14 protein-coding genes are annotated in these 13,960 nt (G+C 53.1%); 12 read left to right on the top strand and 2 right to left on the bottom strand.

The window, feature by feature from the left end:
- Window positions 1-60: 60 nt before the first annotated feature.
- From ACFE33_RS03785 to ACFE33_RS03765, 5 genes are all read left to right on the top strand, one after another.
- A complete protein-coding gene (locus ACFE33_RS03785; RefSeq protein WP_380057112.1) occupies window positions 61-756 on the top strand; it encodes a CoA transferase subunit A in 696 nt (231 codons plus the stop codon).
- Between the two features lie 3 nt (window positions 757-759).
- Window positions 760-1,383, top strand: a complete 624-nt coding sequence (locus ACFE33_RS03780; protein WP_380057109.1) for a 3-oxoacid CoA-transferase subunit B — start codon at window positions 760-762, stop codon at window positions 1,381-1,383.
- 124 nt (window positions 1,384-1,507) lie between these two features.
- Window positions 1,508-2,530 carry a YbhN family protein gene (locus ACFE33_RS03775; RefSeq protein ID WP_380057107.1) on the top strand — a complete coding sequence of 341 codons (1,023 nt, stop codon included), beginning with the start codon at window positions 1,508-1,510 and terminating at the stop codon, window positions 2,528-2,530.
- Complete coding sequence (locus ACFE33_RS03770; RefSeq protein WP_380057104.1) at window positions 2,514-3,827, top strand: FAD-binding protein; 1,314 nt, start codon at window positions 2,514-2,516, stop codon at window positions 3,825-3,827. The genes ACFE33_RS03775 and ACFE33_RS03770 overlap by 17 nt, the downstream gene beginning before the upstream one ends.
- Window positions 3,824-4,561 carry an SDR family oxidoreductase gene (locus ACFE33_RS03765; protein WP_380057101.1) on the top strand — a complete coding sequence of 246 codons (738 nt, stop codon included), beginning with the start codon at window positions 3,824-3,826 and terminating at the stop codon, window positions 4,559-4,561. Before ACFE33_RS03770 ends, ACFE33_RS03765 begins: the two co-directional genes overlap by 4 nt.
- Here the strand turns inward: ACFE33_RS03765 and ACFE33_RS03760 are convergent.
- Window positions 4,558-5,991, bottom strand: coding sequence for a UbiA family prenyltransferase (locus tag ACFE33_RS03760; RefSeq protein ID WP_380057099.1), 1,434 nt, complete (start codon window positions 5,989-5,991; stop codon window positions 4,558-4,560). The genes ACFE33_RS03765 and ACFE33_RS03760 overlap by 4 nt on opposite strands.
- Complete coding sequence (locus ACFE33_RS03755) at window positions 5,984-6,904, bottom strand: lytic transglycosylase domain-containing protein (protein ID WP_380057096.1); 921 nt, start codon at window positions 6,902-6,904, stop codon at window positions 5,984-5,986. The genes ACFE33_RS03760 and ACFE33_RS03755 overlap by 8 nt, the downstream gene beginning before the upstream one ends.
- A gap of 339 nt (window positions 6,905-7,243) precedes the next feature.
- Between ACFE33_RS03755 and ACFE33_RS03750 the strand changes: the two genes are divergently transcribed.
- From ACFE33_RS03750 to ACFE33_RS03720, 7 genes are all read left to right on the top strand, one after another.
- Window positions 7,244-7,432 carry a hypothetical protein gene (locus ACFE33_RS03750; RefSeq protein WP_380057094.1) on the top strand — a complete coding sequence of 63 codons (189 nt, stop codon included), beginning with the start codon at window positions 7,244-7,246 and terminating at the stop codon, window positions 7,430-7,432.
- A 161-nt stretch (window positions 7,433-7,593) separates the two neighbouring features.
- Complete coding sequence (locus ACFE33_RS03745; RefSeq protein ID WP_380057091.1) at window positions 7,594-7,779, top strand: hypothetical protein; 186 nt, start codon at window positions 7,594-7,596, stop codon at window positions 7,777-7,779.
- A gap of 145 nt (window positions 7,780-7,924) precedes the next feature.
- Window positions 7,925-8,764 carry a Flp pilus assembly protein CpaB gene (cpaB, locus tag ACFE33_RS03740; RefSeq protein ID WP_380057088.1) on the top strand — a complete coding sequence of 280 codons (840 nt, stop codon included), beginning with the start codon at window positions 7,925-7,927 and terminating at the stop codon, window positions 8,762-8,764.
- Between the two features lie 264 nt (window positions 8,765-9,028).
- Entirely contained in the window at window positions 9,029-10,411 is a 1,383-nt protein-coding gene (locus ACFE33_RS03735; protein WP_380057086.1) for a type II and III secretion system protein family protein, read from the top strand.
- A 5-nt stretch (window positions 10,412-10,416) separates the two neighbouring features.
- Entirely contained in the window at window positions 10,417-11,061 is a 645-nt protein-coding gene (locus tag ACFE33_RS03730; RefSeq protein ID WP_380057084.1) for an OmpA family protein, read from the top strand.
- A gap of 205 nt (window positions 11,062-11,266) precedes the next feature.
- Window positions 11,267-12,523, top strand: coding sequence for a CpaE family protein (locus ACFE33_RS03725; protein WP_380057081.1), 1,257 nt, complete (start codon window positions 11,267-11,269; stop codon window positions 12,521-12,523).
- An 8-nt stretch (window positions 12,524-12,531) separates the two neighbouring features.
- Window positions 12,532-13,959 (top strand): CpaF family protein, encoded by a 1,428-nt coding sequence (locus ACFE33_RS03720; protein WP_380057078.1) that lies wholly within the window; start codon window positions 12,532-12,534, stop codon window positions 13,957-13,959.
- The last annotated feature ends 1 nt before the right edge of the window (window position 13,960 follow it).

Genomic DNA, 13,960 nt, shown 5'->3' with positions numbered 1-13,960 from the left:
TGACACTCCCTGACACAAAAGCAAAACTCCCGCAAAGCCAGCAACGATGGGGAGTGAGACATGAAGAAAATATACGGGTCAGCAGCGGAGGCCCTAGATGGCCTGTTGACTGACGGTATGCTGATTGCCGCAGGCGGTTTTGGCCTATGCGGCATTCCAGAGTTGCTGCTTGCCGCTATTCGCGATGCGGGAACTAAGGACCTTACGTTTGCTTCAAATAACGCGGGCGTCGACGGGTTTGGCATCGGAATGTTGCTGGACACTAAGCAGGTCAAGAAGATGATCTCATCCTATGTTGGTGAAAACGCCGAGTTCATGCGCCAGTATTTGTCGGGCGAGCTTGAACTTGAGTTCAACCCACAAGGCACACTCGCCGAACGAATGCGCGCCGCAGGATGTGGTATTCCCGGATTTTACACCAAAACGGGCGTCGGAACCGTGATCGCTGAAGGCAAGGATCACCGCGAATTCAACGGCGAAACCTATATCATGGAAGAAGGCATTTTCGCCGATCTCTCCATTGTTAAAGCATGGAAAGCTGACGAAACCGGCAACCTTGTATTCCGCAAGACTGCACGCAATTTCAATCCGCCTGCTGCGATGTGTGGCAAGGTCTGTGTTGTCGAAGTCGAAGAGATCGTTCCGACAGGAAGCCTTGATCCGGATACAATCCATCTGCCGGGCATTTACGTGCATCGAATTATCCAAGGTGATCACGAGAAACGCATCGAACAACGCACAGTACGGGAGGCCTAGAGCATGTGGGATCGCAATCAAATGGCCGCGCGCGCCGCGAAGGAATTGCAAGACGGATGGTATGTGAACCTTGGGATTGGCATTCCAACGCTTGTTTCCAACTATATTCCTGACGGCATCGAAGTAACCCTGCAAAGTGAAAACGGAATGCTGGGCATGGGCCCCTTCCCCATTGCAGGCGAAGAAGACGCAGACCTGATTAATGCTGGCAAGCAGACGATCACTGAGCTGCCTCAGACAGCATATTTTGACAGTGCCCAAAGTTTTGGAATGATCCGTGGTGGAAAAATTGCCATGGCTATTCTGGGCGCTATGGAAGTGGCCGAAAACGGCGACCTTGCCAACTGGATGATTCCGGGGAAGCTGGTCAAAGGTATGGGCGGGGCGATGGATCTCGTTGCGGGCGTAAAACGCGTTGTCGTTGTGATGGATCACACCAATAAAAAGGGAGAGAGCAAGTTGCTTAAATCCTGCACGCTTCCGCTAACGGGCCAAGCCTGTGTGGATCGTATCATCACGAACTTGGGTGTTTTTGATGTTGTGGAGGGTGGCTTATCGATCGTCGAGATCGCCGATGGCGTCACCGAAGAAGAAATTCGCAAGAGCACCGAAGCCGCAATAGTATGAATTTTGCGGGTCGCCAAAGTGGCGGCCCGACACCGACCTGTGGCTGATCAATGTGAGTTTTTGTTCCCAAATGGGAAACAGCATCATATTCTTGCCCCAATCTGTGGCTAAATCGCAGGAAATGATGAGCAGTACACAAATCCCAAATTCTCCTGATGCTGCGCCCTCGTCTCGCATCCTGAGCAACAAGAAGTGGCGCGACACCGCCTTGTTTGCCGGGCTTTTTCTGCTTGTCATCATTGGGCTTATTGGCGTGGCGGCCGCGACGGGCTGGCACGAAACATGGGCGCAAATTCAAAAGCTTGCACTCTGGCAGGTAGCTGCGCTCTTGGTTTTATCACTCATCAACTACGTACTGCGCGGGTTGCGCTGGCATGTGTTTGTGCGGCGATTGGGTCTCGACCTAGGAGTCATTGCCAATATGCGTCATTTCCTTGGCGGATTTGCAATGAGCGTCACTCCTGGGCGCCTTGGCGAACTCGTTAGAATGCGATGGATCCGCCGCGAGACAGGCGCCCTTTCCGAGAAAACGGCACCGCTAATGCTAATGGATCGCGCGAGTGATCTCGCGGTTATGGCACTATTGCTAGCGGCGGGGCTTCTTGCGGCGGCAAGCGGAACAAAGGGCGCGCTTCCCGTCGTAATCATTGCTCTTATCGCGGCCATCGTCGTCACGCGACCTGCGCTATTCAATTATGCGGTCAACGGAGCTTATCGAATTATCGGTCGCAAACCACGCCTGTTCGTACGCATACGCCGCGCTTCCCAAAGCCTTGAACAGTTTTCGCATTTGCCCACGATCTGCGCAGCGACACTTCTGGGCGGGCTGGGTTGGTTCGCCGAGGGAGCAGCGTTCTATTACCTTATGACGTGGATGGGCGCAGATATCTCTCTCGCGACTTGCGTTGTCATTTTTGTTTTTTCAACGCTGGCCGGCGGGTTAACGGGCGCGCCGGGCGGTGTCGGCGGCGCAGAGGCAGCGATGGTCGCGCTGCTTACTATAGAGGGCATTCCGCTTTCCATGAGCCTGCCAGCAACCGCTGTCATTCGATTAACGACCCTTTGGTTCGCGATAGCCATTGGATTTATCATTTTTCCTATCGCCGAGAAGTATTCAAGAAGAGGGGCCTATGCGCTGGAAAACTGACACCGTCACAGGTTGGGGACGCGTCCTAAGCGCCGCGAGTGAGATAGCACGCCCCGAACGCACCAGTGCCTTGAACGCTATTTTGGCCTCAGAGAATGCGCCCGCGATGGGCAATCGGCGCTCTTACGGCGACGCACCATTGAACGATGGCGGCAAGTCAATTGATATGACGCGCCTTGATCGCATTTTGGGCTTTGACGAAAGCACAGGCATCCTTGAGGCCGAAGCTGGCTGTCAATTGGGTGAACTCACCAGGCTCTTTGCACCCAAGGGTTGGTTGCCTGCGGTTCTTCCCGGCACAGGGTTCGCGACAATTGGTGGCGCGATCGCCATGGATGTTCACGGTAAAAATCACCACAACGCCGGAAGTTTCGGCCAGCACGTAGAAGCCATAACCCTGTTGGTTCAGGGCGAGAAGAAAACCATTAGCCCCAAACGAAACGCTTCGCTTTTCAAGGCGACAGTTGGCGGCATGGGACAAACGGGGATCATCCTATCGGCAAAGATAAAGATGCTGCCGTGCAAGGGTGACGTCATCATGGTGACCGAGCGGCGTGTCGACGGGCTGGACGAATTCCTCGAGCTTCTCGACAACTCGAGCGCAACTTATACCGTTGGATGGATTGACGCCACGGCCAAGGGCAGCGCGCTTGGGCGCGGAATCTTGGAAGAAGGCGAAACTGGCTCAGGCCTCGTCCCTGCGCGCTCAAAGTCAAAATCGGTGCCCTTCAACGCGCCAAGCTTTGCGCTCTCCCCACTTACGGTTCGGCTGTTCAACAAGCTCTATTTCCGCCGCGTTCCCGATCATGGGCGAACTTCGGTTAAGCCGATTACCGACTTTTTCTTCCCGCTGGATCGCATCTATGACTGGAATCGCCTCTACGGCAAACGGGGGTTTCATCAATTCCAGTGCGTCGTTCCAGTAGCAGAGGCCGCGACGCTGCGCGAAATTCTAACGCAAATCGCTCATTCAGGCCTCGCTAGCCCGCTTGCAGTTCTCAAACGAATGGGTGCGGGCTCTGCTGGCTATATGTCATTTCCGATGGAGGGTTACACGCTCGCCGTTGATTTTCCGAACACAGAAGCCGCGCGCGCCCTCGTCCCGCGCCTCGAGAAACTCACCGCCGAGGTGGGCGGCCGCATTTATTTGGCGAAGGATTCCCTCTCCAGCGGCGAACGCATTCGCCCCATGTACCCCGACCACGCGACTTGGAGTGCAGAAGCGGCCAAGGCCGACCCAACTGGTGCACTTAAAACCGACCTAATTCGCCGACTTGATCTAAGGAGCACAAAATGACGGAAACTTGGATCATCTTGGGCGCGACATCGTCTATGGCCCGCGCATTCGGCCGCAAAGTAAGCGAAGCTGGCGCAACTGTTTTCCTCGCGGGGCGCGATATGGAAGACCTCAAAACGGCCGCGCAGGATTGTCTTGTTCGAGGTGCGGCTTCTGCCGAGGCAATTAAGTTCGACGCCCGCCAAACCGATTGTTTTGGGGCTATTATCGAGCACGTCACGAAAGTCGAAGGCGTCATTAACGTCGCCTGTTTCGTCGGCTCGATGCCCGAGCAATCTGCAATCGATGCCGATCCGTCCCTCATTGAGGGCACAGTCATGGATAGTTTCACTGGCCCAGCTACATTTCTCCAGATGATCGCACCAGAAATGGAAGCGCGCGGAAGCGGAACAGTTGTTGGAGTCGGCTCTGTCGCGGGGGATCGCGGGCGTATCGGCAATTATGTGTATGGCGCTGCTAAAGCAGGATTTCACACCTATCTGTCGGGATTACGAAACCGCCTGAACCGTTCGGGCGGCCATGTAGTGACGGTCAAACCGGGTTTTGTAGACACCGCGATGACATGGACAGTCGAGGGTATGTTCCTTGTCTCGTCGCCCGAAGACGTGGCCGAAACAATCCTTAAGGCGGTCAAGAAAAAGAAAAACACGCTGTATACGCCGTTTTTTTGGCGATACATCATGATGATAATTCGCTCCATTCCAGAGCCACTGTTCAAGAAGCTATCGATCTAGAAGTTGAACAACTGCTGCCAAAGACCCGCCGCATAGAACATCAGCGAAAGCGTAAACATCAGGATACCAAGGCCGTGCTTGTCCTTTAGGGCGAACACGATGGGATCGTGATCCTGTTTTCCGCGGTAACCCAACTTCAACATCCGAATCAGCCACGCGGCAATCGGCAACAGCGCGAACCACAGCAGACCTTGAGAGGGATAAAGGCTCGCCGCGTGATCGGTTAGGCTATAAAGGAAGAAGAGTAGCAGCGCGCCGAAAATACCTACTCCTCCCAATCGAAGTAACGCCTGACGATCTTCGCGCGAATAGGCGCGCCCCGGAAGCCGCGAATTATCAACTGCGGGATAGAGTTCTGTTAACCGCTTTACACAGCCCAGTGTGATAAAGATCGGGAAAATGAAAACGAGCATATAAACGGAAACGCGCACATCACTCGCAGCGGCACCCGCAATTACACGTAGTGTATAGAGTGTCGCCAGTATCGCGATATCTATCCACCGCATACGCTTGAGTTTGATCGAATACACCAGAGATATGAACATATAGAGCACTACAATTCCGAAGAACTTTGTGCCCAAGGTTGCCGCGATACCAATTGATAGAATGGTTAAGAAAACATTCAGGATCATCCCGTACTTAATCGGCACGGCACCACTAGCGAAGGGCCGAAACCGTTTCTTGACGTGAAGGCGATCAGCCTCAAGATCGAGCAGATCGTTGATGATATAGATTGATGATGCCGCAGCAGAGAAAGCGACAACCCCAAGCGCGACACTTAACCAAGATGAAAGAGAAAAGTCATGCGCCGCAAACAGGGGCAGGAAAAGCAGTACATTCTTAACCCATTGATGTGGTCGCAGCGACTTAATCAAATCTTTGGCGCGCGTGCCGCCAGAGAACTCGGTTACCGAACGGCCCTGTTCGCGCAGTTTTTCCGCTTCTTTGGGAGCATCAACGACAATTGCGCGATCACTCTTGGCCCAGATATCCAGATCAACAGCTTCGTTACCTGCATAGTCAAAGCCACGCTCACCGAAATCCGAAACCAGCGCGGCGGCTTTCTTCTCTCCCTTTAGATTAGTCTCGACTGTCGACGCATATACTTTATCGGCAAAGTCATACTCTTGAGACAGCTGAGCCACCAAAGACTGATCGGAAGCTGACGCCAAATAGACGTCCTGCCCTGCTGCCTTCGCCTTCTGCGCAAAATCGTTAAGCTCTTGGTTAACAGGCAAGAGGTCCACCCGCAGCTCCGCAATCTCCGCAAGTTCATGCTTTAGGCGCGCTCGGTCGCCGAAGTATTTAAAGGATGCCTTAAGTGTAGTAATCGGTTTCTTGCCCAATCCCGCCCAGAAGCATTCGAATAGCATGTCGGTCTTGAGGTAGGTACCATCCACATCCAAGACCAGTGGCTTTGTTTCACCCACCCGTAACCTCGTTTTTATTTGCAAATACGCATCCATCCGAAACCAACTGTGGAGGAGTTAGACACATGCCACGTGCGACCTCCCAAGCGGCGAGCACTTTAGGCACATACCCACGAGTTTCGGCATATGGAGGGACGCCACCGTTTGAAATGACAGCGTTTTCGCCCGCGTTGTAACCTGCGAGCACTAGAATCGGGTCGCCATCGAATTTTTCCATTAACCAATCAAGATACGCTACACCGCCCTTGATGTTCTGTGTCGCGTCTGTGCTATCGGTTACGCCAAATCGTTCGGCTGTTGCAGGCATAAGCTGCATCAGCCCTCGCGCACCCGCAGAGGATGTTGCATCTGTCTTACCTGCGGACTCAACACTGATCAGAGCCAGGGCAAGCGCCGGCGAAACTCTGGTGCCAATCGTCGCCACCATTATTTCGGTGCCGTGTTTAAGTGTAATATCCTGAAGAGTTTGAAGGCGTGGGCTTAGATTTGCCGCCTCGGGCGGGGCCTTACGTAAGTGCAAGAGCGCCTGAGCGAGCCTGCCGGGGCCCGAATCGTTCATACTCGGCGAAACCTCTGACCAGTACCAATCGAATGGCGCGCTACGAGCCAATAACTGTTCTAGCTCTTGATTGCCTTCCTCTTCGATATCTTCTTCTTCGACTTTCTCGGCCAGTTCTTTTTTCAACCCTTCCAGTCTTTCGTTGATCGCCCGTGCTTTTGCGACGGCCGCCTCCTGAACACGCGCTTGCTCGACTGGATCAATCTGAACTGTAATCTTGGGAGGGGCACCCCGTTGAGGCACCTTCAGCCGCTTGAACGTAAAATCTTGTGCTGGCGCAGGCGTCTCGGCCTGCGCGCTTACGGCGCAAAGAATTGCCGTCAAACATAATATTCGCCCGTAGCTCCGCTTCATGCGGTTTTCGCCCTGCTCTTATTGGTTTTGCCTAGTGTCGCAAAAAACTGTTTGCCGCGCTAGCGTTAGCCTAAAAATTGTTCGCATATGTGGCCAATTTGAGTGATTTCGCCCAGATCAAACGGCCAATCATGAATGAAACACGATTCAAATCGTTAAAAAACAATGCGTTAAAACAAATTATTCGATTATTAACCCTCTCTTAAATTTGTACTTTTACCGCCCTAATGCTGCCCCATTCGACTGGCTATATCAACTCATCCAAGGCGAACACAGGCTCATATGCGGCCCGAACGCCAGGGCGCAGAAATGAGCAAAGAGAAATTTAGGAGAAACAAAATGACTAACCTTATCAAAAACTTCGTAAGCAACGAATCTGGTGCCGTAACTGTAGACTGGGTTGTTCTTACAGCCGCAATCGTTGGCCTCGGCGTTGCGGTTCTCGCAAGCGTAAGCGGCGGCGTTAAGTCCCTTGCTGGCAAAATTTCGTCTGAAGTTTCGTCGATGACTGTTTCCAACGGTTCGTAAGCTTACAAGTTTCACTTGTAGCGGCCGCATCTCTTATCTGAGGTGCGGCCTTTTTTTGTTCTAGGCAAACACAAACAAATCAAACGGCACCCTCAAAGTTGCCACATTTGAGCCGAATAATATTCGGACAATGATCTTGATCGGAACTTAAGGATAGAACTATGGAAAAGTTTATGTCTGCATTTCTAACGAGCGAAGATGGTGCAGTAACAGTGGACTGGGTTGTCTTGACCGCGTTCGCGGGCTTTATGGGAGTTCTCGTTGTTAGCCAGCTGATGAATTCTTCATCCAACATTGCCTCCAACATCAGCGACGAAATCGCGACGATGAAAGTGACTGAAGAATAATCCCATTGTTTACTTTTTGGGTTTATTCACCAACCCGACCCGCCATTGACCACAGAATTGCCGCAATTTCTTGACAGTGTACGCTTATCGAGTAGTACGTCCTCAGTCTCATGCCTGAGGGCGCAGTAATAAGGAAGGGCACCAAATGCGTTTGATTTTTGTATTGGTCCTGATGCTTGGCTTAGGCCTCGCGGGGTTCGCTGTATATACAGCGAAAGGATTCATTGAAACTAAAGAAAATCAGCTCGCCCAAGAAAGGGCTGCAGCAGCAAAGATTGTCCCGACCAAGGACGTATATGTCACCACTCGCCGTGTTGAATATGGTGAGAAACTGACCGAAAAAGATATCAAAACAATCGCTTGGCCAGAAAACGCGATTCCAGAAGGTGCATTCACTTCTCATGAGGAGTTCTTCTCGAAGGGCGACGATGTGTTGCGCACCGTTCTACGGACAATGGAGAACGGCGAACCCGTAATGGAAGTAAAAGTAACCGGCCCCGGTGAAGACGCTGGCCTCACTTCTCGCCTTGGAAAGGGAATGCGGGCATTCGCGATCCGCGTTGACGTAACGACTGGTGTTTCGGGTTTCCTTCGCCCCGGCGATCGCGTTGACATTTACTGGAGCGGCTCAATCAATCGCAAAGACGTAACACGCCTGATTGACACGAACGTTCCGCTGATTGCCGTTGACCAAACCGCAAACTCCGATCGCTCTTCCGCGGCCATCGCGCGCAACGTAACCGTTGAGGTTTCGCCCGTTCAGGTCGCTGCGCTTGCACAAGCACAAGCAACCGGTCGCCTCTCGCTTTCACTTGTGGGCGCGCAGGATGACACGATTGTCGAAGCAGGTATCGAAGTCGATCAAACAGAACTGCTCGGTATTCGCGAGCAAGAAGTGATCGAAGTTCAGGAAGATCCAGTGTGTACAATCCGCACGCGACGCGGAGCAGAAGTGGTCGAAATTCCGATCCAATGCACCAACTAATCTAGCATTTTTGCCACAAGGGCGCGCAACCCACTCGGTTGCGCGCCCTTGTTTTATTACAACACCTCAAAGTTGTGTTGCCACATCTCCACATTAAAACCACTCGTCAAAGCATTGATTCTTGCAATGAAAATGCCTTTCCTGCATGGTGCTTGTCAAAAGGGCGCATATAGACGCCTATAAATAGAGGCGTGATCGGAGGGCAGGATCACAATGATCATCAAGAAATTATTTACGGCGGCATGTTTTGGGGCCGCCCTCAGCATGGCAGTTCCAGTAGCTGCAAATGCGGAAACATTACGAGTGTTGCGCGGCGCAACATCGACGGCGCTGAGCGTCCCGATGAACCGCGCTGTTGTGGTCGAGAGTGAAACCCCGTTCGCCGAGCTTTCAATCGCGAACCCGGGTATCGCAGACATATCCACACTTTCCGACAGAACGATTTACGTCTTGGGTAAAGCCCCAGGCCGTACGACCCTCACGCTCCTTGGCGGCGACGGTAACCTTTTGACGAACGTCGAGGTGCAAGTCACCCCAGATATCGCCGAGTTCAAAGAGCGGTTGAAACAAATCCTCCCGAACGAGAGCATCCAAGTACGTACAGCGAATGACGGCATCGTGCTTTCCGGCACAATCTCCAGCCTCGCCCGTATGGACCGCGCTATGGATCTAGCGCAGCGTTATGCACCTGAGCGTGTTTCGAACCTCATGGTCGTCGGTGGCAATCAGCAGGTTATGCTGAAAGTGCGTTTCGCAGAGATGAACCGCTCTGTACGCAAGAGTCTAAGCGCAAGCGTTGGTGTCTCAGGCGCCCTCGCAAACGGCAGCGTTGGCACAACCTCGGGTTCCGGCCAGTTCGCGAACAGTGCGGTACTCAATAATGCGCTCAACAACGGCTCTACTGCGTCCACAAACGATCGCGTTGGCGCGATGCTCTTTGGCTTTAACGCAGGCGCAACACAGGTTGCGGTTATGCTCGAAGCCCTTGAAAGCAAAGGTGTTGTTCGTACTCTCGCGGAACCGAACCTCACAGCCATTTCTGGCCAAGAGGCGAAGTTCCTCGCTGGCGGCGAATACCCTGTTCCAATTGCGCGTGATGCGTCGAATGGCGGCTCGGCAACGACTGTTGAATATAAACCATTCGGTATTGAGCTGAACTTCATCCCGCGCGTCGTCGACAATGACATCATTAACCTTACGTTGGATGCCGCTGTTTCGAGCTTGGATGCATCAAACGGTATCGACGTTGAAGGCTTCCAAATCAGCGCGTTCAAGCGCCGCGAGACTTCGACAACCGTTGAAATGCGCGACGGCGAGAGTTTTGCGATTGCCGGCTTGCTTCTTGATGACTTCCAAGACCTCAACTCGCAGGTTCCTTGGCTTGGTGACATCCCCGTGCTGGGATCGCTCTTCCGTAGCGCAGAGTTCCAGCGCGATCAAAGCGAACTCGTGATCATCATCACACCGCATCTTGTGACACCGACACGTGGCGAGGCCCTTGCGCTTCCAACTGACCGTGTTCGTATTCCATCCGAGAGCGAACTCTTCCTCTTCGGCAAAGTTGCCGGAACAAGATCCCCCAACGGCGTTGCCGGAGAAGTTGCCAAACAAGAATTTGGCGGTTCCTACGGCTATGTGATGGAGTAAAGACAATGCAACGATTTGTTTCCCAAACATTTTTCTCGAAATCGGTTGCGCTCCTGAGCCTAGTTACCATCGCCGCATGTGACCTAGAAGCTGGATCGGAAGTTGACGAGGGCGCCTTCGGCAACCCAACAATGAACAATGTACTAATCCAATCCGGAGAGAGATCATACGCAGTTGATCTAGCGCGTCGTTTCGCAGAAGAGACACCATCGACGATCAACTTTGCGTTCAACTCTTCCACGCTTGATGCTAATGCACGCGCTGCGTTGCAGGCGCAGGCGCGTTGGATCAAGCAGTTCCCTGAGATGACGTTCCGCGTTTATGGGCACACTGATCTTGTTGGCTCTCAGAGCTACAACAAGTCTCTCGGGCTTCGCCGTGCACAAGCAGCGGTCAACTATCTCGTGAGCCAAGGCATCAGCCGCAGCCGTCTGGATGCCGTTGTCTCGTATGGTAAGACGCAACCAATCATCGCAACATCTGGACCAGAGCGCAGGAATCGCCGTACGGTAACCGAGGTTAACGGATTTGTTCAAAATCATCCGACTGTGATGAATGGCAAATACGCTCAGGTCGTATTCCGCGACTACGTTGCGAGTGCGGTTCCGGCCACCGAGCTGACGGGCTTTGATTCGAGCGTAACCGAGTAGATCTGTCGCGAGATACCGTACAATTACGTTTATTTAGCCCCAATGTTGCCAAATTTAGCTGCCATTTTCAGATCAAGTGATGGGAGCAGTGCGTGCGAATCGGAAACGACAGCGCGCACGGGCGACAACGGGGCGAGATCAACCTGACGATACGGTTGAACCGCCGCATTCCGTTTTCGTCCTCTAGCAGAAGGACGTGAGGCAAATGACCAGTAGCGCAATGTTGCAGCCAGAACCGGCGCCAATTGTGGCATGTACGATTTCTCGCGATGTGCAGAATTTCGATCTGTTGATCGAGGACATGGAAGCCGAACTTGGAGAGAGTTGGGGCGATCTAGGATTCAACGACGCCCTTACGTTCCTCGACCAAGAAGAAGCTCAAGGTCTTGAATTCGTTGCCATCGCAGTTGATTCGCAGGACGAGCAAGATCTATCTCTAATCTCCAATCTGATTACTGCTGCGAAGTCTGCGCAGATCAAAGTAATCCTGATTGCCGATGACGTAAGCCCCGTTGCACTGCATAAATTGCTGCGGCTTGGGGCGGATGATTTCATCCCCTACCCTCTTCCTGAAAACGAGCTTCACGAAGCGGTTGAGCGCCTTCGCAAGAAAGCCGAACTCAATGCGGTCGCCGATACGCCGACCATCGAAGAAACGCAAACTGTTCTCAAGGCAACGAACGATCACAGCGGCGTTGTTCTTCCTGTGCACGGCCTTGCTGGCGGCACGGGTGCCACAACTTTTGCGGTAAACCTCGCCTGGGAATTGGCTACAGTCGAGAAGAAGAACCCGCCGCGCGTTTGCCTTCTCGATCTTGATCTACAGTTTGGGTCCGCCTCGACATTCCTCGACTTGCCGCGCCGCGATGCAGTCTACGAGATGCTGACCGATACAGATTCTATGGACAGCGACAGCTTCATGCACTCGCTCTTGACCTATAACGACAAGTTACACGTGCTTACGGCTCCGGCTGAAATCTTGCCGCTCGATCTGGTTTCTCCTGAGGATATCGACAAGATCATCGAAACCGCGCGCACCAACTTTGATTATGTCGTGATCGACATGCCTTCGACGCTTGTGGCGTGGACAGAGGCGGTTCTGAATCAGGCGCACGTGTATTTCAGCATGGTCGAGTTGGACATGCGTTCGGCGCAAAATGCGCTTCGTATGGTGCGCGCGCTCAAGGCTGAACAGCTCCCTTATGAGAAGATGCGCTTTGTCCTGAATCGTGGACCGAAGTTCACCGATATTGCTGGAAAAACGCGCGTTAAGCGCATGGCCGAGAGCCTCGATATCAACATCGAAGTCCAGCTGCCCGATGGCGGCAAGCAGATCGTTCAGGCGAATGATCACGGCCAACCACTGGGTGAGCACGCGCCGAAATCTCCGTTGCGCAAGGAAATTCACAAACTGGCCATGTCACTTCACAAGCATAATCTGGCCGAGAGCACAGGTTCGTAGGAGCACATATGTTTTCTCGTTACAGCAAAAAAGAAACCGGTAAAGCACAGCCGACACCTGATGTGGCACCGGCCCCTAAGGCGGCCCCAAAAGCACAGAGCCTTCGCAAGGCCTCTGCCGCGGCGGCGCCCATTCCGCTGGACAAGGAAGCAAAGCGTAAATCCAGGCTTAGCGAGATCAAGGTAGAGCTTCACAGCCGCCTTCTCGACAACCTCAACCTCGCGGCTCTTGAGAACGCGAGTGAAAAGGACCTCCGCGCCGAAATCGTGGCAATCGCGAGTGAATCGCTCGAAGAAATGGCCGTCGTTCTTAACCGCGATGAGCGCACAGCGTTGAATGCCGAGTTGTTCGACGAGGTAACTGGCCTTGGCCCGCTCGAACCGCTTCTTAAGGACGAAACGGTCAACGATATTCTGGTTAATGGACCGCAACAGATTTTCGTTGAGCGTGCAGGTAAACTTGAGCTTACGCCAATTACTTTCAAGGACGAGAAGCACCTGCTTCGGATTATCGACAAGATCGTTTCGGCCGTTGGTCGTCGTGTTGATGAAAGTAACCCTTACGTCGATGCGCGTCTTCAGGACGGTTCGCGTTTCAACGCCATGGTTCCGCCCGTTGCCGTTGACGGTAGCTTGGTTTCGATTCGTAAGTTTAAGAAAGACAAACTTGGCATCGACGATCTGGTAAATTTCGGTGCCTTCACCGAAGAGATGGCGGCGTACCTGCAGGCGGCCGTTGCTACGCGTCTGAATATCATCGTTTCTGGCGGTACTGGCTCTGGTAAGACAACCACGCTGAACGCCCTCTCCTCCTTTATTGATAACGCCGAACGCATCCTAACCATCGAGGATACGGCCGAACTTCAACTCCAACAGACACACGTAGGCCGGATGGAAAGCCGCCCTCCCAACGTCGAGGGCAAAGGCGAAGTTTCTCCGCGCGACTGTTTGAAAAACGCACTTCGTATGCGTCCCGACCGCATAATCGTGGGTGAAACTCGCGGCGCTGAGGTGATCGATATGCTTCAGGCGATGAACACGGGCCACGACGGTTCGATGACTACAATCCACGCCAACTCTGCGCGTGACGGCGTAAGCAGACTTGAGAATATGATCGCGATGGCCGGGATCGAAATGCCGCTAAAGGCGGTACGCTCGCAAATCTCATCCGCTGTGAACCTGATCGTACAGGCAAGCCGCCTTCAGGATGGTTCGCGCCGTATGACCTCAATCACCGAAATCACAGGTATGGAGGGCGATGTTATCTCCATGCAAGAAATCTTCCGTTATCAACGCGTTGGTTTGACGCCGGATAACAAAATCATTGGCCATTTCACAGCGACTGGCGTGCGTAGTCACTATTCCGAGCGCTTCCGTATGTGGGGCTATGATTTGCCGCCAACCCTATTCGAACCAACAAAAATGGCTGCGGAGTAAG

It is taken from the genome of Falsihalocynthiibacter sp. SS001, from assembly GCF_042445055.1.
Classification (GTDB): domain Bacteria; phylum Pseudomonadota; class Alphaproteobacteria; order Rhodobacterales; family Rhodobacteraceae; genus Falsihalocynthiibacter.
Note: the sequence above shows the minus strand (reverse complement) of the source record. Positions and strands in the feature narration are given on the sequence as shown.